We start from the raw sequence: 23,528 nt of genomic DNA, 5'->3' as shown, positions 1-23,528 counted from the left end.
TCCCATACAGCTGGCATACTAATTTGCGTGACTGCCCGGAATTCTTCGCCGACACCTCTCATTTCGCCCTACCGGTGGACTCAAATCGTGATAGGCATTCTGGCTTTCTTGACGCGGTTCATCGGTTTGAGTTCTCCGACAGATAAAGGTGCCCCGGTTTTCGACGAAAAGCACTACGCGCCGCAAGCGTGGCAAATGGTGAGATCGTGGAGTAACCCCTTTGTCGGCGGGATTGAAGATAATCCAGCGTACGGCTTGGTGGTGCACCCGCCTGTGGGCAAACAGATCGAAATGATTTCCGAGTGGCTCTTTGGCTACAACGCGTTTGGGTGGCGGGCGGCCTCCGCGACGTGCGGCGTCATCATCATCCTGCTGATTATGGGCACCGTGAAGCGCTTGGCGGATTCCACCATGATCGCTTGTATGGCGGGCATTATCGCCATTTGCGACGGCGTTCTGCTGGTTACGCAGCGCACGGCAATGCTGGACGTTTTCCAGTGCATATTTGTGGTGGCGGCGGCATATCTGCTGGTACGCGATGCACAACAGATGCAGGACCGGATGAAAAAAGTCCGTCATGAAGGCCGGATGACGGATTCCCCCTGGGGCCCACGCATGGGATATCGGTGGTGGCGATTCGCCGCCGGAATCAGCATTGGTTTGTCGACCGGAGTGAAATGGTCAGGTCTCTTTTACATTTTCTTCTTCGGATTGCTGTCGGTCATGGCCGATTTAGCCCGACGACGCCGCTTCGGTGTACAGCGCCCTGTGCTGGGCACGCTGCGTAGAGATACGTTCCCCGCGATTGCGTCGTTGGCTATTCTTCCCCTAGCGGTTTACATGTTCTCGTGGCGTGCCTGGTTTGCCGACGAAAACAGTGTGTACAGGCATGCTAAAGAATCGGGGCTTATTGAAGATGGAAGCATTCTGAAACATGTTCCCTCCCCGTTGAGTAACTGGCTGTATTACCAACAGCAAGTACTCCAGTTCCATGCAACGCTGACCAATTCCAATGGGCATTATCACCCGTGGGAATCCAAGCCATGGTCCTGGTTGGCTTCTACCCGGCCCATGATTTACTACGACTCAGTTCATGACGACGGCACCCACTACGCGCAGATGCTCTTCGGCACGCCGATTATTTGGTGGATTTCTGTTCCGGTCATCGCGTGGGCGGCGTGGTGCTGGATTGTGGGTAAGGATCGACGCTGGGCTGTGCCGGTTGTCGGCTACGCGGCCGGATTCCTGCCGTGGCTCACCGACGTTGACCGTCAGATGTATTTCTTCTACGCGACGAATATGATCCCCTTCCTCATCATGGCCATTGCGCTGTGCCTGGGCCAGCTGTATTCGTGGTCCATTGCGGATTCGCGCTTGAAGAACCGCGCTTTGGGCAAGCATCTTGGAGGCTACCTGTCACGGCGTCGGCAAGGGGTTTCTAGCCGACGCCGGTCTGGTGCGCGGTCTGGTGACGCAGGAAACCCGGGCTCGTCGGGCGTTCGTCCGCGCGCGGTAGAAGCATCGGGAAGTGTGGCGATGCGCGCTGCCTCGTCGTCGCGCTGGTCCCGTGTGAAGTCGTTATGGATCAATGACACCGGTTCCATCCTGGCGTGCCTCTACCTGGGCGCGGTGGTCGCGATGTTTATTTACTTCCTGCCGCTCATGGTGGCCATGCCTTTGTCCGGTTCTGAGTGGGATGCCCATATGTGGCTTCCGAGCTGGAAATAAGCCACGCTTCCCGGCGCCGGGAAGGCCCCCGGCGCGGGCAAAGCTCCCGGCATTAGCAGAAAAGCACTGCTAGGCGGCCTACTGATCACCCACGTGACGGTGGACGTCGTCATTAGCCTCATCAATGAGGCGGGCCGTTTCCCTAGCGTCGGAAAAAGTCGACTTGACGGGCCGGGCGCTAAATGATTTCAGGGAGCCAGTCACCACGTCACCAGCACTGACCCCGAAGTGGCTGAACCAACACCACACCATGACGAGGACGGTCACGATGAAGAGAACGAGGCCCATCAGCTGCTGAGGTGTGGCAAGCCCGAGGACAATGTCCCTGGAGGCAAAGCCCGCGGTAAAGGCCCATAGGGCGCCGAAGAGGGGGATCATTCCGGCGGTCATTCGCGGACGCCACGCACACCAGAAGAGCGAGAATCCCAGGGATAAACGCATGGCGGCGGCGTCGATAAATAGACGTGCGACGTCGGGGTCATGGGAATCCCCCACTGCGCCATCGGAGTCACCGCCCGACGGGACTGGGCTGCCGGTGAGCGTCGTCGAATGGCTCAATAAATAGATGGCCCAGCCGACATAAATGAGCCCTAAAACAATGAGAGCGATCCGGGATAAAGATAGAGAAATCACTCGCCACGACCTGCGGTGTGGCAGTTGATCTTCTGGCACGGATTGGACGAGGAACTCGGAAAAATCGGGGATGGATTCGGAGTCGTCAGCGGGGGCCACGCGCAAGGTGCGCCCGAGAGTCAGAGCTTGGGTGTACCAGTTTTGGCAGTCTTCGCATTCCGCCAAGTGGGCGTCGATCACGTCGTCGTCCCAGGTTGCGCGGGACCGTTCACCGTCTATGCGCGCTGATAGTGCTTGACGCACCTCACTGCACTCCATAATTCCCCTTCGTCATGCCGACCACACCGTCACCTCAAGGCCACTACCCCGGAACAGCCGTTCCAAAGTAGCGGCCCCAGAATCGTCAGGATCGTCGCTGGAAGAAGTAATCGAGGCTAGCTCTGCCGGCACCAAAGATGGCGATCACGATGAGAGTGACGATAAGGAGAGCAACAAACTCCACTCCGCCGTTGGCGACAAAGAAGCCTCGATGAAGATGGACAAACCAGAGCGCACCGACCATGTCCATGATGAGGACAACAGAGGCAGCGGGTGCCAGGATCCCCACAAAGATCATGGCACCGCCGATCATTTCGACGAATGAGACCAGAGCAGCGATGAGCTCTGGCTGAGGGATCCCCAGCTGATCAAATTGTCCCCCGGTTGCGGATAAGCCTGTCATCATCGCTTTATCCCAGCCGTGAGCAATGAAGATCAAACCGACGACAATGCGCAGCAAGAGAAGTGCCGCGTCACGAACCTCCGGTTTATTCATAAACATGACCGTACCCGAGCTGGACCCCTAGCCGGAAAACATAGGTTTCCGCGCATCGGGGGGATGAACATCGGGGTGATGAACATCGCGGGGATAATGACCCCGATTTATGCGACGGTCGGTTCTACGCCATCACGGGGCTGAGCGATCTCGCTGGACACACGTGCCGCGGGTGCGTCAGAGGAGTTCTTCTTCCGCCCAAACAGGAGCTTGTCGACGCTGACCGCGCCGGGACCAGCCATGAGGAGCAGGAGTGCGCACGCGCCCAAGACCAGGACGTATTCGTAGCCGCCATCGCTGCTCCACAGTCCGGCGTCCTTGTGCACGAACCAGAATGCACCAGCCATATCGATCACGAGGACAAGACTGCTGAGACGAGTGAGAAGCCCCAGGATGAGGAGAACGCCGGTGATCAGTTCACCCCAGCTCGCCAGCGTCGCTGCTATATCGGTGGCCGGGATATTCATGGCTGCGAAGGAGTCGCGGGTGCTCCCCCATCCCTTAGTGACGGCGTTTTGCCAGCCGTGCATGACAAAGAGAAAACCAAGGACGAGGCGGAAGATAAAAAAGCCTGCGTCGCGGAAGAAAGGATCCAGTTTCGTTGACATATCAACTACATTAGCAAAAATAGCCAACCACGCACAGATAGCGGAACTTCATGATGGGTAGGCAAACTCAAGATCATTAAGTAGCTTTCGTTAGACCACCTATAATCGGGCGCATGTCAACAGATACTCAGACTTCGTCAGGTACCCAGCCTTCGTCACCGCGCCCTATTCACTTTGAGCTCAAAGTGCCTGGCGGGAAACTCGTTGTTATTGACACCACCGTCGAGAATGACACCATCACTTCGTTACAAATCTCCGGTGATTTCTTCCTCGAGCCCGATGAAGCTTATGACGAAATTGCCCCAGCATTGGTAGGAACAAAAACTTCCGCGTCTACTGAGGCACTTGAGTCCCGACTCAATTCCGCATTAGCTCATTTCGACAATCTTGATCTCGAGGGATTAACCATCCACGATATTGCCGTGACCGTGAAACGGGCGGTCTCTGGCGGCAAAGATTTCACCGATTACGAATGGGAAATTCTCCGCCCCGGTGTGCTCCCCACCCCGGTCAACGTCGCCCTTGATGAGCTGCTCTTGAACCAGGTCGCCGATGGGCGTCGCGGACCGACCCTCCGTTTCTGGGAATGGGACGATAAAGCCGTCGTTTTCGGTTCTTACCAATCGTATTCAAATGAATTAAGCCAAGAGGGAATCGACAAATACGGAATTACACCCGTGCGACGAATCTCTGGTGGCGGTGTCATGTTTATGGAGGGCGGAAACTGCATTACCTATTCGCTCTACGCACCCATCGAACTCGTCCAGGGCTATTCGTACGTCGCATCCTACGAATACCTCGACCAATGGGTACTAGCAGCGCTAGCCAAGCACGGCGTCAACGCCTGGTATGTCCCCATTAACGACATCACCTCCGACGGCGGAAAAATCGGAGGAGCTGCACAAAAGCGCCGTCGCGGAGCGATCCTGCATCACACCACGATGAGCTACAACATCGACGCCGACAAGATGATGGCCGTCCTCCGCATCGGGAAGGTCAAGGTGTCGTCGAAGGGGTTAGCGTCGGCAAATAAGAGAGTTGATCCTTTGCGACGGCAAACCGGTGTCCCCCGCGAGACGATCATCGACACGATGGCTCAGGAGTTCATGACGCGGTATGGCGCGAAACCCGCGTCGCTGACGGACGCGGATATCAAGGAAGCGGAGGAACTGGTCAGCACCAAATTCGGTAATGACGCATGGACGAAGAGGATTCCGTGACGGCTAGTCATTCCGGCGAACATGGTGAGCAATCTGCTTCTGGCGCAGCGGATCAACACAAACTGTTGCGACCACCGACAACACTAGGCTCATAACAAAGGCGCCGATAATCCACGTTAATTGCGGACCGGCCGAAAGATCCTTGTCAAACCGGCTGTAGGAAAACCAACCCAAGTACAGGCCGAGGAGAAAGGTCAAACCACTAGTCATCAGAAGCGGATAAAACGTCTGTTTCATCGCAACTCTCCTATGCAATGACGACGGAACACCCATAAAACCAAGCGCACGAGTAAGTTCTGCTTCTTCAAAGACTGAGGATGCCTGGTTCAACATGGTTCCACTAATCGACACGAGTAAGCCAACACCGTAGGTGACGACGGCTCCAGTCACCGTATCCCGATTGATTGTGGGATCACCCAATTCATCCCCCGGATTCCCCGGCATGACAGCCACGTACCCCAACAGGAGCGCGAGGAAAGTAAGAGCATTCGCCCGCTTCCACGCGGTACGCCCGTCTGTCATCACTCGACGCGTAGCTAAGAAATTGAGCTTCCCCGGAAGAAAGCTTGATATACGGGCTGCGAACTGGATGAGCCAGGGCACCACAAGGTTGATACCGAACACAACGACATACAGAATCCCCGCGATAATAACCAGAGACCACCCGACATTGACAGAATCAGCCTCGATGTGAGATAAGACGACGCGGGCAGTCACAACGATCACAACAAAAATGATGAGCCGCCAGAATTTAAGCGCCGTGGGAACGTCCCGTTTTGAGACTCCCAGTGGCGACACCATAACACGCTTGAGACCAACCACTGCAGCTATCGCTGCGAGGACAAGGATGATTGCCCATAAAACTGGATAGCCCCACCACGGTAAAAGAATTTCCCAAAGACCGATGCGGGTGTTTTGGAAACTAACTAGCGACCACGCGGGTGCCGACACCACATAAATCACAGTTCCGAGCGCCAAACCAGCGAATGCCAGCGCGCTGGTTTCTACCAAGGTGAGTCGCGTGATGTCTCTGTTGGATAATCCCAGCAGCCTGAGTGTTGCTAAGCGCCTCTCACGGCCGGAAGCCCCTAACACCGCTGATTGTGCTACAAGAGACATCATCGGGGGAACAACGAAAGCACAGGCAACGGCCGCAAGGCCAACATATATTTGCCGTAGCTCACCACTCATGTCGTGGAGTGAGGCCACCGTCGGCTGACGATAACGTTCGTAGAACATCCACGTCCCGCCGGCAACAGTCATAGCCATCCACGTACTCACGGTAAAGGCAAACACCGCTAACGCCGAAAGCCATTTATTCCCCGTCCCCGCCCTATGGGACGCTTTTTGCAGTTGAACTCCCAGGTGGGAGAGCGTCGACAAGGAAACAGCCATTTAGCTCACCGCCCCGGACAACATACGATCGTCATGAATGATGCCATCACGAATTTCAATCCGACGCTGACACCAATTCGCGACACTTTGATCGTGAGTCACCATCACCAACGTGGAGCCCGCCTGCTCGGTGATCGCGATCAGCTGCTGCATGACTTCGTGGCCGGTCGATTGGTCGAGAGCGCCCGTCGGCTCGTCGGCAAAAATAATGGCCGGTTTAGCCGCGATGGCTCGGGCGATGGCGACGCGTTGTGCCTGGCCGCCAGACATTTTCCCTGGTCGACGACGGATCAGCTTGCCTAGCCCCAGGCGCTTCAACATGTCGGCGGCGTCGGCATACGCTCGCCTACGAGACGTGCCCTGCAAAATCGCCGGAAGAGCCACGTTTTCCTGAGCCGTGAGCTCCGGAAGGAGTTGCCCGTCTTGGAACACAAACCCGAATTCGCGCAGCCGGAGCGCCGACCTTTTCGCATCATTCAGCCGTGAAACGACGGTATCGCCGTACCGGATTTCACCGTCGTCCGGAACAAGCACGCCGGACATGCAATGCAAAAGAGTGGACTTGCCCGAGCCCGACGGACCCATAACCGCAACGGATTCACCCTGGCCGATCTCCAAGGAGATACCCGTCAACACTGGGGTTGAAGCAAACGATTTCGTGATGTCGTGGACAACCAGCGAATACTGCGAGGAGCGTCGCTGGCTCTGTTGCGCGTTGTGATCTTTCATGGCACCTATTTCACAATTTGTCCACCGAGTTCACCACAGCTCTAGCGCCCGAATCGTGGTAGATCTAGCACTACCCCCATCGCTGGTGGAGAGGGTGCGGCCGCTACTCACGAGGGGGCTAAGTTTCTATCATGGCACACATGGCATTATCAGCCTGGCAACGATTATCGCACCACTTACGGCCCCGGAACCGGTTCGCTGGTTCGCGGTCGCATGAAAGTGTGGCCGCCGAGCGCATCAACGAGTTGACGGCGTCGCGCCGGGCCATTGCCGATGCCTACGAGGTGGAGCGCCGTCGCATAGAAAATGACCTTCACGACGGGGCTCAGCAGTATTTTGTGGCCGCGTCTCTTAAGCTCGGGGAAGCCGAACTTGAGGCAGAGAATGGGAGCGCGGAGCTACAGCGGCTCCTTGAGGAGACGCGCTCGCACCTTGACGATGGGCTTCATGCTCTCCGCCGCACGGTCCACGGTATTCACCCGCAAGTGCTGCGCGACCAGGGCTTATACGCTGCCGTTCAGGAGATAGCCGAATCATACGGCTCGAATATCGCCGTGCATTGCCCGCATCCACTCCCCGAGCTCCAGCCCAGTGTGCTGGCGTCAGCCTATTTCTTCTGCGCTGAGTGCCTGACCAATGCCGCAAAATACGCTCCCGGCGCGCCGGTCACCGTCCTTTTGGTCTCTGACCAGGATTTACGGATTTCTATTGTCGACGAGGGGGACGGCGGAGCTCGCTTGGGCCCGGGATTATCTGGAATGCGTGAGCGTTTGGCTGCCTTCGGAGGTTCCATGCAGCTGAACTCCCCGATTGGTGGGCCGACGACGGTGATTGCGTCGATTCCCGTCATGCTCAACCGCGGGCAGAGCGGATATCCCACGGCCGACTCCCCTAGTGCTGCGGCTGCTTCTACGACTACTACCGTGTCGGCTACTTCCGCGGGGTCTGCTTCCGCGACATCCGGTCGGAATGTGAACCAGGTTGGTGAGGATTCATAATGAAAATTGTCATCGCCGACGATTCCGCCTTGTTGCGCGAAGGCGTCGCAGGGTTAGTTGAAAAACGCGGATATGAGGTTATTGCGAAGCCGACGACTGCCACGGAATTACTCGACGCCGTGACAAGCCTCGGTGACGATCACGGTTTACCCGATCTCCTCATTACCGACGTGCGTATGCCTCCTGACATGCGCGAGGATGGTTTACGGGCTGCCCTTCAGCTGCGCGAGCGCTTTCCGTCGTTAAGCATCATGGTGCTCTCCCAATACGTGGCTCCTGCTTATGCTCGTGAGCTCTTCACGCCTGGAACCTCCCACGGCGCGGGCACGGGCTACTTGCTGAAAGATCGGATTGGGAAGGTCAAAGACTTCCTGGAGTCCATTACGATTGTCGCGCAGGGCGGAGTAGTCATCGATCCGGATGTTGCGACAGCGTTGATGAAGTCCGGCAGATCAGGTTTGCGGCTACTCACCGCGCGCGAACGTGAAGTGATGGAACTCATGGCGCGCGGAAAATCCAATGCCGAAATAGCGCAGGACCTGTTCCTTTCTGGCGCTGCGGTGGCGAAACATGTGTCCAATATTTTCCTAAAGCTCAATCTCGAACCGGGTGAAGATAACCGCCGAGTGCGGGCGATTTTGGAGTATTTAACGGAGACGACGGGGCTGATCTGACCCGGTTATTCCGGGAAGTTAATCCGAGGGCTTAATCTGGCGCGGTTAAACGATAAACCTGCAGCACACTCCGGCTCTAGATTTGAGGCTATCTTTACTTTTGCACGTCCAGTAGTATGGGGACCCTCATTTGTTTGTTTCTCTAGAAGGAGTCGCCTCCGTGTCCCGTTTCAGGTCTCCCCATCGCTTGCGCTCAGTGCGGGCGGTTGTAGCGTCAACACTCGCCGTATCACTCATCATGGGTACAGCCGCATGCTCGCGCAATGAGGATTCAACCCAGTCGTCATCGGATACGGCCTCTTCTTCATCTTCTGAATCAGGTCAGAGCTCATCCGCACAGGCCAACGAAACGTGGCCACGCACGGTGGCCACCGATCACGGAGAAGTCAAGATCCCGGCCAAGCCGAAGAAAGTCGTCTCTGCTGCGGTGACGCTGACCGGTTCCTTGCTCGCCATTGGTGCGCCGGTCGTGGCGTCGGCAGGCGGACAAAAGGGAACGCCTCTCACCGATGACAACGGCTTCTTCACTCAGTGGTCCCAGGTTGCGGACAAAGAGCATGTGAAGGTCCTGGATCTCAACCCCTCGGCGGAGTCCATCCTTGCTGAAAAACCTGACCTGGTTGTGATGTCCTCGACTGGCCAGGACGCAACGCCTGACCTCTATGAACAGATTTCAGAGGCTGTCCCCACAGTGATGATCGACTACTCCGACAAAGACTGGCAAGATATCGCCACAATGCTCGGGAAAGCGACAGGCCTAGAGAAGAAAACCTCTAACGTCATTAAGAAGTTTGATGACACCGTGACTAAAGCTCGTGATGAGATCAAGAAGCCTGCGCAACCGGTCACGCCGTTGGTGTATACCCCGCAAAACAAGTCGGCACGTGTGTGGACAAAGGAGTCTGCACAGGGCAAGTTGCTCACCAAGCTAGGGTTCACCCTTGCCGACGTTCCAGAAAGTGCACGCGGAGCAAATTCGATGGGCCAGCGGTCTGACGTTTATGTCGTCTCCGCTGAGAATCTGCCGACGGCGGCTACCGGCAAGACGGCATTCCTCTTCGCAGCGGATGATAAAGCCGTGGATGCATATAAGAGCAATCCAGTTCTGGCTGATACCCCCGCCGTAAAGAACAAGTCCGTGTATTCCATGGGCACTGACACATTCCGGATGGATTACTACAGCTCACTGGCCATGATTGACCGTTTAGAGGACCTGTTCGATTAAAACTCCCCCTCCCGCATCGTTGAGATCAAATCCCGTTGTTTGCCCGGGGCCAACTGCCACTACTCGGACCTTGGTTTTCTGGTGGCAGGAACCGCAAGCCTCTGACGCGCAAACATCACTGTCGCGTGGCGACGGCCATCGTCGTTGCTATGACACAGTGTTTTTCCACCTCTCCGGGATTCATGATCACCACGATGCTGCCCTCCACCGAATGACGGATCACCACGATGGGTGGTGGTCATTCACGGTGACCGCACCGTCGGATCTCTGCGGCTCCTACTACATCATGCCTGCAGAAGCGGTTCCCGACGAGATCGTGGAGACTCCCCGTCACGACGATCCTCATCAACAGATCGATTTTCCGGCGCGCTGGAAAGCCCTCATGACACTCATGGTGGTCGATCCGCGCGCCCAGATACCTCCCCTACGATCACGACGATCGTCACATCCCGCACCCGATACTGACCACCCGTACCACGTGAAGTCATCCGGGATTGTTCGGCTCGATGACGCCTTGCCGGAGCCTGGTTGGGACGCAGTGGACATATCCGACGCCCCTGCCGACAACACGACGGCCGGGTTTACCCCTTACACATGGCACTCATCGTCGGAGTTTTTCCAGGACAGACATGTGTGGGTGCGGACTCCCGTCGGCAATCAAAGCGATAATTATCGCCGTCGACCGTGGCTGCTCATTCTTCTCGACGGGCAAGATTGGTACGGGGCGCACACCGGTTTTGATTATGCACTCCGCGCGCTCGAGACCAGCGGCAGCATTCCCGAGGTCACGGCGGTAGCCGTCGAAACGACAGATTCCACAGAGCGCGGACAGAACCGCCTCCGCGATCTTGGCTGCAATCCCGCCTGGAGGCGTGCGCTCCAGGACGACCTCATCCCCGCCGTCACGCGCAACTATGACATTGCCGACCCTTACGTCATTGTTGCTGGCCAGAGCCTTGGCGGGCTATGCGCCACCGACTGCGTCATTGAAAGCCCCGAAGCGTTCCATGCCGCTATCGGGTGTTCACCATCATTCTGGTTTCCAACGCGACAGGGGCCGCGGCTGCCCGGCCCACTTGGCGGACTCATCGCGGAGAAGCTCCAGCACCGCGCCACTGTGGCAGCACTCGCGCAGAATGATTCACGGTTCTTTTTCGACGTGGGAACCGGTGAAGGGTTGATGGAGTCCCATGCGCGTGCGGTCGTCGAGGAGCTGGAACGAGCCCACATTCGCTGCCACTTCGATATATCCACACATGGGCACGATCCTGCAGCGTGGCGGGGTGCCCTGACACGCGGGCTCTCCTTCATGGCGGCGCAGTAGCGTTCCGGGAAGAGCATTCTGAAAAGCCGCGCCAATTCCCACACTCACCCCGGAGTCAATACCCCATTTCCACACCTTAAATAGGGTGGTTTTGGTTTTTATCTTTCAGAAAAACTTGGGTGCGCAGCCCAAAAACTAGGCTGGAGTTAGTGGGCCAGCAACAACGCCTCTCACTTGTTGACGCCGATTTTTCAACCCCAGCATCCGCTGTTAGCTGACCATTTTTATGCGCAGCATGCCCACCTCACAGGACGTGTTGCAGATATTTCATTCATCTGCCTACTTTTGGAGGCGACTTACAATGGCTGATGAACTAACTGGCACCACATTCGAACAATCCACTACCGAACGCGGTCGTGAGCTCTTGGCCCGCATGGATCGCTTCCCTGCGTGGCCACTGCGCAAGCGTGATTTCTTCGTTATCGGTATCGCATACTTCTTCGTTTTTTATGACATCAGCGATATCGGCTTCGCCATGCCGGCCATCGACGAGCAAATGAATCTGGGCCAGGACATGTCCTTGTTCGTGGCCCTTGCCGTCGGTCTCGTGGGCTACATTATTGGTTCGCTGCTCGCTGGCTGGCTTTCCGACGCAAAGGGACGGAAAGTCTCTTTCATCGGTTCCCTCGTTTTCTCTGGAGCGGGATCTCTCCTCTGCGGGTTCTCCTTCACCGTGTGGGATCTTTCGCTCTGGCGCTTCTTGACTGGCATGGGCGTGGGAGCAGCGCTGAACCTAGCGTCCACCTACGTCGGCGAAATTGCACCGGCTAACCAGCGCGGCAAGCTTTCCGTCGCTACCTTTATGGTCGGAATTATTGGCCAGGCAATCACACCGTTCGTTGCTCTGGCATTGGTTCCGAACTTCCACACCGGATGGCGCTGGCTATTCTTCATCGGCGCACTTGTCGGCGTCTTCGGTGTTCTCTTTGCCCTGGCCCTCCCCGAGTCGCCCAGGTGGTTAATTTCCCAATGGCGCTGCGATGATGCTGAAAAGATCATCGAGAAGATGGAAACGAACTTCACCGATGAGCAGCTGCGTAAAGGGCAGAAGATTCGCGAGGAATTCCGGAAAGAGGTTGAAAAAGAAGAAGAGAGGCAGGATCGCTCTCTTGGGCTCACCGGGACAGACAGCGCCCCGTCGCTTACTGAAGGAAAGTACCTGCGCACGGCCATTGTTATGGCTCTGATGTGGTTCCTGTGGTACATCGGCAACTACGGCTTCTTGGGTGACGCCCCCGACCTTATTTCGTCGCACGGCGAGAACATTGCCGGGTCGATTCTGTACCTCGCCATCGGTGCTATCGGCTACCCGACCGGCGCGCTCATCATGATCTTTATCTCCGATAAATTCGAGCGCAAGTACCTCATCTTTGTTTGTACGCTGGTGTGGGCAGCCGGAATGCTGTGCATCGCAACGATGGCAAGCTCCTTCATGGTGACGCTTGGTTCATTCCTGGCGTCCATGGCATTGGGATCCTACCTACAGATGGGCTACACCTTCACCGCAGAATCCTTCCCGACGACGTTACGTGCGCGCGGGTTCTCCATCGCGGATGGTTGTGGTCACCTCGGTGGCGCGGTTGGTTCGCTCCTACTGCCCTTCGTTGTTAACAAGACGTCATTCTTCGCTGGCTTTGCGATGATTGCGTTGACTGGTGTCGCCGCCGGATTGCTGGCATTGACAGGGCCAAAGTCATCGTCGAGGTCGTTGGAAGACATTTAACGACGATCTCATACGAATCATGGCGGGGTTGTATTTCCCCGCCATGTCAAGGCCCGATTCTCGGGTTCTTCATCACGTGACTTTCTTCTGAGTCACGTGTTTTTCGTCGTCACGTGGTTGTTAGACGGCAGATGAAAGATTTTCTTTGTCGTCCCACTTTTCTTTCATCTTCTCGGGCCTCGACGGAAAGATCGTCATGATGAGGAGCACGGGAGCAGCGATAACCGTAAAGGTAATGAACCACCACGGCCCGGCAAAGCCAGCATCATGCAAGCGTCGCCATGTGAGCGAAAGAGTGGGCACGAAAATAATCGCACTAAAGACAGCGCTGGCGAGTCCCACTGGATTGGTCACATCATCCGGATCCACACCAGCACTAATCGCTACTGCGGAAATCACAGCGTAAATAAGGAACAAGACCAACTGAACCCACCAGTATTCGGACCTTGAGGAGCGTCCTTTGAACCGAAGGACTCTGGTGACGAATCTCTTGACGGCTGCAGGCAAACTTGCGCCGTAGAAGGGCTGCGACAATGGTGGCTCACCGTTGTACTCAGGGGCATCATCGGGGCCGTGGTATCTACCTGGAGTAGCGGTTCCGTATTGTTGGGTGTCGTTCTGCGATGGGAATGGCTGCATATCAGTCATGTTCCCTACCCTAACAATTTTTCGCATCGTTTTTTAGGCCAAAATCAACGTTTTGAACTTGTTTAACTAAATCGGAACATTGGGCTAGCGCCACACATCGCCACACATGATGGAATACATCTCACTCATACGTGTTGGATCTAACCGAGAGGGCGGAACAAAACCGCCATATAATCGCGTACTTCTTCCGCGGTGCGCTCTCTTCCCCGACAAGAGAAGCCGTTCGCTCTCCAGAACAGATCAACACAATAAATCTATTCGAGTTTTTGAGGAGATAACGTCATGGCAAAGAAAGCAGTCATCATCGCAACTGATTTCGGCGTCGAAGAGCCAGAAATTATCTCACCACGCGACGCCTTATCGTCGGCAGGCATTGATGTCACCATCGCTTCCAACTCGGGCAACGACATTCAAACCGTGACGGGCGACAAAGACTGGGCATCCACCGTCAAAGCCGACACGACCCTCGACAAAATCAGTGCCGACGATTACGACCTGGTTGTTCTCCCCGGAGGAACCGTCAACGCCGACACCCTCCGCATCGATACGGAGGCGCAGCGCATCCTTAACGAGTTCGCCTCGGCCCACAAGCCGGTCGGCGCTATTTGCCACGCGCCGTGGGCGCTTATCGACGCCGGACTGACCGAGGGCAAGACCATGACGTCCTACCAGTCCATTCGCACGGATCTCAAGAACGCGGGTGCTCACTGGGTGGACGAAGAGGTCTTCCGTTGCCCCGGAAATGACTGGGTGTTGATCACCTCACGCAACCCGCATGACCTGCCGGCCTTCACCAAGGCACTCACCGACGAGCTGTCTTAACGAGCTGCAGCGGGAATCGGCTCGGCCCCGTGGCACCCAACGACCTGTTTGTTTTGGGGATCACGGATCCTCGGAGTAAAGTGCTGGGGGTCCGCGGGGCATTGGCGCAGTTGGTAGCGCGACTCGTTCGCATCGAGTAGGTCAGGGGTTCGATTCCCCTATGCTCCACAAACATTGTTTTCCCTGGTCACTGTTGACCAGGGATTTTCGCATATCTGCAGGTAGAGACGCCTCTGATGAGCTACATCCTGGAACACCGAATCACTATCAGATTCGTCTTTCGGATGGCCGTGTAGCTCAGATACCCCTTCGGAAACTGCCACGCATAATTCATTAGCCAGGAAAGTGTTGCTATCGACTTCCGTCCTCGGTAAGGGGTTCCGTTTGTACACGATTAAAGATGATGATTTACTACCTCTTTCGTGCCTTTCACTCAGATGGTGTCTGCTTTCTTTGAAGACAAACAGCCCATCCAAGGATGGCGAGGCATGCCCCAGCAGTTACTGCCGATCCCCAGCGGGCTGAGAGCATATCGGCGGTCCAAGGGGTCACGGCCGCCGCGAGCGAGTAGCCAATGCCTCCGGCCGCGTATAGCAGGGAAAAGGCGGACGCCCTACGTTTGTGCGAGACTAAATCAGATACGATTACTTGCCTTAAGACCATGGATGGCGCCTGAACAACCCCTATGAGCACTGCAACGCCTAGCAGGATTGAGTAAGACTGGACGCTTCCTACCGTCGCTAAAAGGGCAATCATGAACACTGTTGAAATCATCGCAAGTACTTCGGGCTTCGGCCACGACTTCTTGATGCCGAAAACCGACGAAGCAACAACGCTACCCAAGGCCAATAAAGCTAAGACAAAACTTGCTTTCTCATCTGACCCAAACCAGTGGGTCAAAAGGCCAGGAACCAGTGTGTCGAAGGAGGCAGTGACAGCCATGATCACACCAGACGCGACAACTGGAACTGCGATGGGACGGAATGATGCTTTTCCACCCTCTCCAGACTCATGGCGATAATTGCTGGGAATTGCAAGAGGGGCCACTACTGCTGCTCCAAGCAATAACAGCGCTAAGGAAACGTATGCAATTACCGTATTCGTTTGGTGAACCAGCACGACACCCAGGATTGGCCCCAGAACCCAACATATTTGGTTCACGACATTGTCAATCGCGAGTATCCGCTGGGAACTGCTTGTCATTTGAGTGGCAGAGGACCTAAGAACACCTGGTATTGGTGATGAAATCGCCCCAAGGACAAGGATGGCTAAAGCGGCACCCAGCCATAAAGAGGGGATGAACCACAGTATTGCCCCAGCTGCAAGCAGTAGCATGGCCCCGACAAGGCAAATTGTTCTTAATTCGCGACCAATCGCAACTTGTTTCATCTTATGGGTGAGCCATATTGCCCCAGCTGCTTCTCCCGCGGCATAGCTACCAGAAATCAGTCCTCCAGCAGCATAGCTTTCTCCTACCGCTGCCGTTCCAACCACGGCCACCATTGTGATGGTGGTTACGACTAGCCGCGTAACCGGCGTTGCTATCGCCCATGCGAGTTGATTGCTCGGAAAATGTCCCATCTAGGTTTTCTCCTCGGAAGTCGTTTCTCTGGTATGCCTAGACGTCATCAAAATGCGGTCGTTACAGTAGACGATACTTTGGCTTAAGTAAGCCAGTCCGGAGGCGTCCAGCAGCATCATCAGCGGTAGATGTGTGTAAGGCGGCGATGAACTGCGTTTTATGCCGATTACTCAGCTCGCCGGACACGACGCTGGCGTCTTTTTACCAGTTCAAGCTCCTCGTCAACCAGAGCTTTCTCAACGGTCAGCTTCGCTAGTTGTCGCTTGAGCTCGTCAACATCATCGGGGAATGACGCTTCCAGGCTCGCCCGCGTGGGAAAACCGGCTCGGCTCTCTCGTTCACGTTTACCCATTAAGCCCCACTCTCCCTTGTCGCAGTACGTGTGGGCCCAACTATAAACAATCACTTTCGAGCGCAGGTCAAACTTATCCGCAGATAAATTCTTCTAGTCTTCCGCCCTATTCTCTAGCGTGTATGTGGCGGCATCAATAACGGTGTCTTCAATGGGCCGTGGACCCCACCCAAGCAGCCGTTGCGCTTTGCTGGTGTCATAGTGGTGCTCCATGCCGATCAGCGTATTCATTACGGCCATTGCGGAATTGAACCGAGCGCCAACCTTGATAACAAAATCGGGGACGGTCATCGTACTAATCTTGTGGCCCTGTTCCCCAAGACGATCCTTGAGTAGCCGCGCCATCTGGGGCATTGTGATTTCGCCCGGCTGGGCGATAAAACGCTCCCCGTCAGCTCGATCGTCGAGCATTGCAAGAATGTGCAGATCGGCCAGATCACGGACGTCAACCGCCTGGTACGTAGCCTTCGGACTCGGTGCACCGCGCAAAATCGACGTGAACAATAGCTCGGTGCTGGACCGTCGCCCGTTCATGAACGGCCCGAAAATTGCTCCGGGAAGGATCGTGACGAGCTTTGTTCCCGCCTGCTTGCCAATGATGTCCCATGCGGTTCTCTCCGCCACAACCTTGGATCGCATGTAGTTAGTAACGAGCTTGTCATCGATATCAGTCCAGAAGGTTTCGTCGATGGTGCGGTGCGTATCCGCACGGCCAGGGAAGACCGCTGCTGCCGAGGAGGTCATGACGATTTTCTTGACACCCGCATCAATGGCGGCACTGAAAACGTTGGTTACTCCAGCTTTTGCGGTTGGAATCAGCTTTGGGCCATTGTGGTTCTCCCCGCCGAGAGCAGGTAAAGCAGATTTGGTTAAGCTACTTAACCCCTCTACCCCACACGACGGATGTGCGTCACGCTTGCTCGCCCATTACCGTCTGTCTCGTAGCGGTCATACTGGCGGTCGATGTAATCGCCGTCGTCCTGCATGTCATCCGGTTCCTCAACACCGAAGTAATCAGCAGCGTCCACGTACTCCAGCTCAGCCAACTCCGGATCGGTGTCATTCGTTTCAATAACAGTGCCAGCTGGTCGACGTAACCGCGACGACACAGCCCGATCATCATGATCATCTTCGGCGTTCCGGACACCCATCCGGGCACGCCGCATCCGGCGCAGACGACGAGCCGCCAGGCGCTGCTCCTCAATGGCCTGCTTCCGCAAGAACGCTAGGTACACACCGGTAGCGACAGCGCCGACAACAGCTCCGGCCCACATAGCACCACCGAACGCAAAGCCGAGGACCAACAGAACAACCGTCACCGCAGCCAAGCCGAAGAGCACACGCTTACGCTGGGTAAACCGCCGCCGGGCATTCCGCTCGGCGAGCTCAGGGTCGTACACGCCCCGACCACGCCGACGGTCCACATACGCCCGATCCTCATCCGTCACCGCGATGTCGTCGTATTCAGAGCGCGCAAGTTCCTCGAGCTCTTCGTCCGATAAAGCATCCAGCCCGTCCTCGAAAAGCATGGTGCTTGAGCGCCGTTGAGCTTCACGACGCTCCTCGCGCTCGTCGTCTGATTCATCGGCAAAGTCGTACGCGTGCTCAAATGCCGGGTCACCATCGCGATAATCCACGACATCCTCCGGGCGATCATAGGCATCCGGGAACTTCTCCCTATCCTTCGCCACGGCGTCGTCGGATCCGAAATCACGGCCATACACGATTGAGGTGCGGCCTTCACCGGTGAGCACATCATCAGCCGATTCCTTGTCCACGGAAACCGGTCGACTGCCCCGTCGAGAACCGCGATCCTGAGACGAAGCCGCCTCCGCAGACTCCAGCTCAGGAACACCCTGGACCGCCCCGGAAGAATCCATAATGACGTCACCATCGACAACGCCCACTGGGACACTCGATTTCTCGCCCGATGCTGTTTGATCGTCCTTCGCCTCACCGGCCGATCCGGAGGCTTCATCCTCGGTGTCGTCGGTGTCATCGACGAACTCTTCAAACTCGGCATCGTCGACCGGTTCTGTCACAGCGTCATCGACGTCATCAGCCACAACAGACGAGGCAGCAAACGACTGGTCAGAATCCTCAGGCTCCAACTCCCCCACCACGACGTCTTCGTCGTCGCGAGTGTTATCCCCCTCGACATACTCCCCGGCATTCTCCCCAGAGTGGGCCTCCGAACGAGCATCCCGCACCGAAGCATCGTCAGCGTCGGACTCACCATGATGCACAGAGTCACCGGAATACACAGCGTCGCGGTCATCGTACGCGCGGAAGTGCACGTCATCCTCGTCCAACAAGCGGTACTCGTCCTCGGTAGGCTCGGTTTCCACATCGGGTGAGGCAGACCGACGTCGCACATGCTTCGTCAACCGACCAGAGGACGCCACCGACCCAGACCCACCACGGTACAGAACGCGCGTTTCCTTCAACGCCTTCGACGTACGACGCACTGGCCCCTGGTTTCGCAAAAGTAGTGGCGCCAGAACAGCAAGCCACAGCACCACAATAAGAACGATCAAGAGGGAACTCGACACGTCGGAATCTCCTTAACTGACGTCAGCCGCGGGGAATCGAACACGGACAACGATATTTCTCATTAAAGAGTAGCCCGTCACACCCGTAACATGCGTGTGCCACGCCCACAGATACGAATACCGAACGAATGCCGGAACATTCGCAATCCAACCAGAGATCTGCCTCAACCAGGGATCTATCATCAGCTGTCACGCCTCCCCCGCCCGCTAGTTTCTAACCGTGACACCACTCCACCTGGGCACTCCTCCGATGTCAACGCATACAAGAAATGATCGCGCCACTGCCCATCAATATTGATACTGCGGACCAACTCCCCCTCATAATGAAAACCGACGTTCTCCAAAACGCTTATCGACGCGGCATTCTCAGGCAATACAGTCGCCTCGACCCGATGCACCCCCACGGACATCATCGCGGCATCGACGCCTAAAGCGACGGCGGCGGTTCCCACACCGCGCCCCCAGAATGGGCTCGCAATCCAATAACCGATCCAGCATGTCGAAAGCGAACCATGCTGAATCCCGCCGATAGTAACCTGACCTGCAAATTTCCCGTCACATTCCACGGCGAACGGAACCGACGCACCCCGCGCCGCGGACTCATACAGCGAATCCACCACCGACAACCAGGAGGGCACCGTGTGCACCTCATCCCACGAATCGTTCGCCGTCGGCTCCACAGCCCGCAACGTGGATTCATCATTGCGGCGGAGACGCGCCCATTCCGGCCCATCGTCCTTCACGACGGGACGAAGCCCCACCGCACCGCCCGGCACGTGAAGTACCTGCGTTTCCTCCGGCCAGCCAGGATGCGCACTGCTCGGCTTCACGCCATAGCGTCGATACAGATCGCGGCCCTTCACGGACCCCACACCGACGCGATCCAACAGACGAGTCAAAACCCCCATGACAGCCCCTGCTACTTATGCGCGATTCGACAAGAACAAGACATCAACAACATCACCCGGCGCGATCCCCACCACGTCTTCAGGCACGTGGATCAGGCAGTTCGCCTCAGCGAAGCTCCCCAACAAGTGCTGCGGGGCGCCAGCCGAGGCACCGAGGGGATCCACCAAGTACTCGTCGGTGCCACGATCGCGCATCAACTGGCCGCGGATGAAACCACGCCGTCCCGGCATCGAACTCACACCGTGCAATGCCCTGGCCTGGATAATCCGACGCCGGCCACCGCGTCGTCCAGCTTCATATTGAATGAGCGGGCGGATCATCGTCTCGAAGATAATCAATGAGCCGACGGGGTTCGACGGCAAAAGGAACGTCGGCACTTTATTGGGGCCTAGAAGGCCGAAGCCTTGGGTCGAACCTGGGTGCATTGCGACGCGGGTGTACTCGATGTCGCCTAAATTGCTGACGATGTCGCGCATCCGGCGTGCCGCAGATCCCCCTACGGCACCTGCGATAACGATAATTTCGCTGCGGAGAATCTGCCCCTCCATGATTTCCTGGAGGCGGCGCGGTTCACCCGCGATCACACCGACCCTGTGGGCATCTGCTCCCGCCTCTTCGGCAGCAGCCGCCAGCGAATACGAATTCACGTCGAAAACCTGACCACGACCGGGCGTCCGATCTGAATCAATCAGCTCTTGACCGATCGACATCACAGCGACCCGCGGACGTGGATACACGAGAACCTTCGACCGCCCCACCGCAGCTAAAAGGCCAATATGCGCTGGGCCAATAACTGTCCCCTCGCTGACTATAACGTCACCTTCAAGGACGTCGGTGCCAGCACGGTGAATAAAATCGCCCGACTTCACGGGAAACAGAGGCCGGATACGTCGGCCATGACGCTCCACCCACGCTTCCGGAATGATCGCGTCGGAGAGCGTCGGAACGGGCGCACCGGTTTCTACCCGGACTGCCTGATTGGGCTGCAACCGCAGCGGCCTGTGCGAACCCGCGCCCACATCACCGACGACGGGCAGCTCGGCAAGTTTCCGATGCTCGCGATCACTACGGCGATCAGGCTCGTAATCCTCATCGGGCAACGGCTCAGGTGGGCGTTGATCCTCTGGACGATCATCCGCCGGGGCACCTTTTGCGTCCCGCGGTACAAGGTCGACAGCGCGAACGGCGTAGCCATCGATGGCAGCTTGATTGAAACCTGGAACCTGCCGGTCACCACGGACTTCTTCAGCGCTACGCAACCCCAGCGAATCCGAAATAGCCACACGAACGGGCTCCGGAGTTACGGCAGCGTCCGCGATAATCGCAAGCTGCTCTTCCACTGAGCGCACGTTACGTCCTTTCGCCCGGGTAACACAGCAGCATATGCTGCCTACTGACTCTACCCCGAGTGAGACCGGGGCATATCACATTAAGGCTAGCTGTCCTGGGCCAACCTTTCCGTCATATACGCCCTCAGCGAGTCGCCATACTCGGGATCCCTCAGGCCGAAGTCAACACAGGCCTTGATGAACCCACCCGGGTTGCCCAAATCGTGGCGAGGGCCACGGTGAACCACCACATGCACGGGGTGATCCGACTTGATGAGCAGCTCAATGGCATCTGTGAGCTGCAGTTCGCCGCCCTTACCGGGCTCGATCTTACCCAGCGCCTTGAAAATATCGCGATCCAACAGGTAACGGCCGGTTGCCGCCAGCGTCGAGGGTGCGTCTTCCGGTTCAGGCTTTTCAACCATGCCCGAAACGGCGTAGACATCATCATCGGGTTGACCGCTGACCTCGAAAACCCCGTAGTCAGAGGTTGCTTCCTTATCGACGTCCACCGCGCAGAGCACAGATCCGCCGTATTTTGCGCGGACCTCAAGCATCTTGTTCATGACACCATAGGGCATGACAAGGTCATCGGGAAGCATGACGGCCACGACGTCTTCGTCGGGATCAAGAACCTCTTCAGCCTGAGCGACGGCATGACCAAGCCCTAAGGGGCGCTCCTGAGTGACCGAAACAGCGTCGATAAGTTCGGTCGAGTGCTGCACTTTCTGCAGCCGATCCTCTTTGCCGCGCTTCTTGAGTGTCTCTTCCAGGAGATCATCATGGTCGAAGTGCTTCATCAGCCCTGACTTGCGCGGGGAGGTAACGATAGCCAAGCGTGAAGCGCCAGCCTCGCGGGCTTCCTCCGCAATGAGCTCGATACCGGGCCGGTCAACAACCGGGAGAAGCTCTTTGGGTACGGTCTTCGTCGCCGGAAGGAAACGGGTACCCAAACCAGCGGCTGGCACGATGACTGTACGCAACGCAGCCTGACCATTTCCGCCATTATCATCTTTGTTCATAGGAGCCATGCTAACCGACAACCGACGCAGAATCCGCTTTCCGAGCTAGGAATTTTCCTACGGATTACTGTTAAAACCGTAAAATGGTCGGTCTTGACGCCCATCTCCTTATGAAAATCCCTTGCGACATCGTGGTTGATGGGGTGCTTGGCGACGTGGTGTTGGATCCGCTGCGGCATCGTGCTTTATGACGTCATGAAGGTGAACTGCTGCGCGTGATTAAGCGACGTCACCGCTTTGTTACGCTGAATTCATGCAACAGAGCGACGGCCCATCCGGGGGGTACGACGGTGCCTTCGGGAGTCACTCGGCGGGTAATTCGATCGCTGAGCACAAAAAGGCCTACCGACGTCGGATCCGACGTATGCGTCGAGAGTTGCCCGAGGCGACGCTCAGGGCCTGGGACGAACAGCTCGTGGCTCAGCTCATAACGGCTATTGATGACATCGCCGCGACATTGCAGCGAACAGACGACGAGCCGCTGGTTATTGCGACATATCTGCCTGTCGGCAACGAACCAGGTGCACACACGCCCGGCGGTTTTATTCCGTCGCTACTTGCTGCGCTGGACGAGCGAATTCCCTGTCGAATCGTCATTCCGCGTGTCGAAGACAAGCGGCAACTCTCGTGGCACCCATGGTCACCGGATAGCCTCGTCACCACCTCGTTCGGTATTCGCGAGCCAGATGAACGATCGACCCCGATCCCCTTCGACACCGTCGACCTCGCTATCGTTCCGGCACTCGCATATGACGTCGCTGGGTACCGGCTTGGACAGGGCGGCGGATACTACGACTGTGCACTCGCTGCCCGACGATCGTCTCGGCAATCGTCCGGACAATCGTCGACGTTCCGCACCATCGGTCTAGTTCATCCCCACGAAATCCTGCCGGCTGTCACCCACGATGACTGGGACGTTCAGCTCACGACAGTGGTCACGCCTCTGGGACGACACCGCTTCCCTGGCAGCTAAACACCGGGCGCACAAACAGCACAAACATCAGTGGGAACCCTGCCGATAGTCTCGCGTCGGTATGAGAATGCGATCCTTGTTCTCCGGTCATGATGCAGACTCCACCCGTTATTCGCTAAGGTCGTGGCACACTCGCCGTCACCCCGAGCCCCACCCGCGGCCGTTAAAGGGTATTCGACTACGGTTGGTGTACTTCATCGCTGATCTCTCTTGCCCCAACTGGCGTCGCACGCAACGCTTACAGCACATTTGTAGAACGCTTTTTATTGTTCTCACAGCGGCCATAATTATTCAAGTAATAATATGAAACTTTGCCGTATGAGTAACCC

At 56.7% G+C, this 23,528-nt stretch carries 22 protein-coding genes and 1 tRNA gene; 10 read left to right on the top strand and 13 right to left on the bottom strand.

The window, feature by feature from the left end; all coding sequences use genetic code 11:
• Positions 1–27 precede the first annotated feature (27 nt).
• Complete coding sequence (locus CKROP_RS02525) at positions 28–1,728, top strand: dolichyl-phosphate-mannose--protein mannosyltransferase (RefSeq protein ID WP_148209624.1); 1,701 nt, start codon at positions 28–30, stop codon at positions 1,726–1,728.
• Between the two features lie 78 nt (positions 1,729–1,806).
• On the opposite strand, the gene CKROP_RS02520 is transcribed toward CKROP_RS02525, so the two are convergent.
• The 3 genes from CKROP_RS02520 to CKROP_RS02510 all read right to left on the bottom strand — a co-directional run bounded on the left by CKROP_RS02520 (position 1,807) and on the right by CKROP_RS02510 (position 3,723).
• Positions 1,807–2,619, bottom strand: coding sequence for a zf-HC2 domain-containing protein (locus CKROP_RS02520; RefSeq protein WP_012731172.1), 813 nt, complete (start codon positions 2,617–2,619; stop codon positions 1,807–1,809).
• Between the two features lie 85 nt (positions 2,620–2,704).
• Complete coding sequence (locus tag CKROP_RS02515) at positions 2,705–3,115, bottom strand: DoxX family protein (protein ID WP_041629147.1); 411 nt, start codon at positions 3,113–3,115, stop codon at positions 2,705–2,707.
• A 107-nt stretch (positions 3,116–3,222) separates the two neighbouring features.
• Complete coding sequence (locus CKROP_RS02510; RefSeq protein WP_012731170.1) at positions 3,223–3,723, bottom strand: DoxX family protein; 501 nt, start codon at positions 3,721–3,723, stop codon at positions 3,223–3,225.
• Positions 3,724–3,836: 113 nt separating this feature from the next.
• Here CKROP_RS02510 and lplB point away from each other — a divergent pair, with 113 nt between their 5' ends.
• Entirely contained in the window at positions 3,837–4,943 is a 1,107-nt protein-coding gene (lplB, locus tag CKROP_RS02505) for a lipoate-protein ligase small subunit (RefSeq protein ID WP_012731169.1), read from the top strand.
• A gap of 3 nt (positions 4,944–4,946) precedes the next feature.
• Here lplB and CKROP_RS02500 read toward each other — a convergent pair whose 3' ends face one another.
• Positions 4,947–6,338 (bottom strand): FtsX-like permease family protein, encoded by a 1,392-nt coding sequence (locus CKROP_RS02500; RefSeq protein WP_012731168.1) that lies wholly within the window; start codon positions 6,336–6,338, stop codon positions 4,947–4,949.
• The gene (locus CKROP_RS02495) at positions 6,339–7,067 is read right to left on the bottom strand and encodes an ABC transporter ATP-binding protein (protein WP_012731167.1); all 729 of its coding nucleotides are present in this window, start codon (positions 7,065–7,067) and stop codon (positions 6,339–6,341) included. It abuts the gene before it with no gap.
• 140 nt (positions 7,068–7,207) lie between these two features.
• On the opposite strand from CKROP_RS02495, the gene CKROP_RS02490 reads away from it, so the two are divergent.
• The 5 genes from CKROP_RS02490 to CKROP_RS02470 all read left to right on the top strand — a co-directional run bounded on the left by CKROP_RS02490 (position 7,208) and on the right by CKROP_RS02470 (position 13,011).
• The gene (locus tag CKROP_RS02490; protein ID WP_081429469.1) at positions 7,208–8,065 is read left to right on the top strand and encodes a sensor histidine kinase; all 858 of its coding nucleotides are present in this window, start codon (positions 7,208–7,210) and stop codon (positions 8,063–8,065) included.
• Positions 8,065–8,739: a response regulator transcription factor gene (locus CKROP_RS02485; RefSeq protein ID WP_012731165.1), complete on the top strand. Its 675-nt coding sequence runs from the start codon at positions 8,065–8,067 to the stop codon at positions 8,737–8,739. Before CKROP_RS02490 ends, CKROP_RS02485 begins: the two co-directional genes overlap by 1 nt.
• Positions 8,740–8,899: 160 nt before the next feature.
• On the top strand, positions 8,900–9,964 hold the full coding sequence (gene fepB, locus CKROP_RS02480) for a Fe2+-enterobactin ABC transporter substrate-binding protein (protein WP_012731164.1): 1,065 nt from the start codon (positions 8,900–8,902) through the stop codon (positions 9,962–9,964).
• A 211-nt stretch (positions 9,965–10,175) separates the two neighbouring features.
• Entirely contained in the window at positions 10,176–11,288 is a 1,113-nt protein-coding gene (locus CKROP_RS02475) for an alpha/beta hydrolase-fold protein (RefSeq protein ID WP_012731163.1), read from the top strand.
• 301 nt (positions 11,289–11,589) lie between these two features.
• Positions 11,590–13,011 carry an MFS transporter gene (locus CKROP_RS02470; protein WP_012731162.1) on the top strand — a complete coding sequence of 474 codons (1,422 nt, stop codon included), beginning with the start codon at positions 11,590–11,592 and terminating at the stop codon, positions 13,009–13,011.
• Positions 13,012–13,131: 120 nt separating this feature from the next.
• On the opposite strand, the gene CKROP_RS02465 is transcribed toward CKROP_RS02470, so the two are convergent.
• Positions 13,132–13,659: a DUF805 domain-containing protein gene (locus tag CKROP_RS02465; protein ID WP_169302948.1), complete on the bottom strand. Its 528-nt coding sequence runs from the start codon at positions 13,657–13,659 to the stop codon at positions 13,132–13,134.
• 282 nt (positions 13,660–13,941) lie between these two features.
• On the opposite strand from CKROP_RS02465, the gene CKROP_RS02460 reads away from it, so the two are divergent.
• Entirely contained in the window at positions 13,942–14,481 is a 540-nt protein-coding gene (locus tag CKROP_RS02460; protein ID WP_012731160.1) for a type 1 glutamine amidotransferase domain-containing protein, read from the top strand.
• Between the two features lie 95 nt (positions 14,482–14,576).
• Positions 14,577–14,649: transfer RNA gene (locus tag CKROP_RS02455), tRNA-Ala, on the top strand.
• A gap of 261 nt (positions 14,650–14,910) precedes the next feature.
• Here the strand turns inward: CKROP_RS02455 and CKROP_RS02450 are convergent.
• The 7 genes from CKROP_RS02450 to CKROP_RS02420 all read right to left on the bottom strand — a co-directional run bounded on the left by CKROP_RS02450 (position 14,911) and on the right by CKROP_RS02420 (position 22,235).
• The gene (locus CKROP_RS02450) at positions 14,911–16,062 is read right to left on the bottom strand and encodes an MFS transporter (protein WP_012731159.1); all 1,152 of its coding nucleotides are present in this window, start codon (positions 16,060–16,062) and stop codon (positions 14,911–14,913) included.
• Between the two features lie 167 nt (positions 16,063–16,229).
• Positions 16,230–16,415 (bottom strand): hypothetical protein, encoded by a 186-nt coding sequence (locus tag CKROP_RS02445; protein ID WP_012731158.1) that lies wholly within the window; start codon positions 16,413–16,415, stop codon positions 16,230–16,232.
• A gap of 93 nt (positions 16,416–16,508) precedes the next feature.
• On the bottom strand, positions 16,509–17,231 hold the full coding sequence (locus tag CKROP_RS02440; protein WP_272867024.1) for an NAD-dependent epimerase/dehydratase family protein: 723 nt from the start codon (positions 17,229–17,231) through the stop codon (positions 16,509–16,511).
• Between the two features lie 71 nt (positions 17,232–17,302).
• Positions 17,303–18,967, bottom strand: a complete 1,665-nt coding sequence (sepX, locus tag CKROP_RS10560; RefSeq protein WP_012731156.1) for a divisome protein SepX/GlpR — start codon at positions 18,965–18,967, stop codon at positions 17,303–17,305.
• A 182-nt stretch (positions 18,968–19,149) separates the two neighbouring features.
• Positions 19,150–19,875, bottom strand: coding sequence for a GNAT family N-acetyltransferase (locus CKROP_RS02430; RefSeq protein ID WP_012731155.1), 726 nt, complete (start codon positions 19,873–19,875; stop codon positions 19,150–19,152).
• Between the two features lie 15 nt (positions 19,876–19,890).
• On the bottom strand, positions 19,891–21,225 hold the full coding sequence (gene glp / locus CKROP_RS02425; RefSeq protein WP_012731154.1) for a molybdotransferase-like divisome protein Glp: 1,335 nt from the start codon (positions 21,223–21,225) through the stop codon (positions 19,891–19,893).
• Positions 21,226–21,311: 86 nt separating this feature from the next.
• On the bottom strand, positions 21,312–22,235 hold the full coding sequence (locus tag CKROP_RS02420; RefSeq protein ID WP_012731153.1) for a UTP--glucose-1-phosphate uridylyltransferase: 924 nt from the start codon (positions 22,233–22,235) through the stop codon (positions 21,312–21,314).
• A 244-nt stretch (positions 22,236–22,479) separates the two neighbouring features.
• On the opposite strand from CKROP_RS02420, the gene CKROP_RS10555 reads away from it, so the two are divergent.
• Positions 22,480–23,199, top strand: coding sequence for a 5-formyltetrahydrofolate cyclo-ligase (locus CKROP_RS10555; protein ID WP_052292335.1), 720 nt, complete (start codon positions 22,480–22,482; stop codon positions 23,197–23,199).
• The last annotated feature ends 329 nt before the right edge of the window (positions 23,200–23,528 follow it).

The organism is Corynebacterium kroppenstedtii DSM 44385, from assembly GCF_000023145.1.
Classification (GTDB): Bacteria; Actinomycetota; Actinomycetes; order Mycobacteriales; family Mycobacteriaceae; genus Corynebacterium; species Corynebacterium kroppenstedtii.
Note: the sequence above shows the minus strand (reverse complement) of the source record. Positions and strands in the feature narration are given on the sequence as shown.

What these genes read in the sequence shown, in the direction of transcription:
- CKROP_RS02445 (WP_012731158.1), bottom strand. Translation starts at nt 16,415, where the DNA reads ATGGGTAAACGTGAACGAGAGAGCCGAGCCGGTTTTCCCACGCGGGCG.
- CKROP_RS10555 (WP_052292335.1), top strand. Translation starts at nt 22,480, where the DNA reads ATGCAACAGAGCGACGGCCCATCCGGGGGGTACGACGGTGCCTTCGGG.
- CKROP_RS02460 (WP_012731160.1), top strand. Translation starts at nt 13,942, where the DNA reads ATGGCAAAGAAAGCAGTCATCATCGCAACTGATTTCGGCGTCGAAGAG.
- CKROP_RS02470 (WP_012731162.1), top strand. Translation starts at nt 11,590, where the DNA reads ATGGCTGATGAACTAACTGGCACCACATTCGAACAATCCACTACCGAA.
- lplB (WP_012731169.1), top strand. Translation starts at nt 3,837, where the DNA reads ATGTCAACAGATACTCAGACTTCGTCAGGTACCCAGCCTTCGTCACCG.
- CKROP_RS02510 (WP_012731170.1), bottom strand. Translation starts at nt 3,723, where the DNA reads ATGTCAACGAAACTGGATCCTTTCTTCCGCGACGCAGGCTTTTTTATC.
- CKROP_RS02430 (WP_012731155.1), bottom strand. Translation starts at nt 19,875, where the DNA reads ATGGGGGTTTTGACTCGTCTGTTGGATCGCGTCGGTGTGGGGTCCGTG.
- CKROP_RS02520 (WP_012731172.1), bottom strand. Translation starts at nt 2,619, where the DNA reads ATGGAGTGCAGTGAGGTGCGTCAAGCACTATCAGCGCGCATAGACGGT.
- CKROP_RS02450 (WP_012731159.1), bottom strand. Translation starts at nt 16,062, where the DNA reads ATGGGACATTTTCCGAGCAATCAACTCGCATGGGCGATAGCAACGCCG.
- CKROP_RS02420 (WP_012731153.1), bottom strand. Translation starts at nt 22,235, where the DNA reads ATGGCTCCTATGAACAAAGATGATAATGGCGGAAATGGTCAGGCTGCG.
- CKROP_RS02485 (WP_012731165.1), top strand. Translation starts at nt 8,065, where the DNA reads ATGAAAATTGTCATCGCCGACGATTCCGCCTTGTTGCGCGAAGGCGTC.
- CKROP_RS02490 (WP_081429469.1), top strand. Translation starts at nt 7,208, where the DNA reads ATGGCATTATCAGCCTGGCAACGATTATCGCACCACTTACGGCCCCGG.
- CKROP_RS02465 (WP_169302948.1), bottom strand. Translation starts at nt 13,659, where the DNA reads ATGACTGATATGCAGCCATTCCCATCGCAGAACGACACCCAACAATAC.
- CKROP_RS02515 (WP_041629147.1), bottom strand. Translation starts at nt 3,115, where the DNA reads ATGAATAAACCGGAGGTTCGTGACGCGGCACTTCTCTTGCTGCGCATT.
- CKROP_RS02475 (WP_012731163.1), top strand. Translation starts at nt 10,176, where the DNA reads ATGACGGATCACCACGATGGGTGGTGGTCATTCACGGTGACCGCACCG.
- CKROP_RS02500 (WP_012731168.1), bottom strand. Translation starts at nt 6,338, where the DNA reads ATGGCTGTTTCCTTGTCGACGCTCTCCCACCTGGGAGTTCAACTGCAA.
- CKROP_RS02495 (WP_012731167.1), bottom strand. Translation starts at nt 7,067, where the DNA reads ATGAAAGATCACAACGCGCAACAGAGCCAGCGACGCTCCTCGCAGTAT.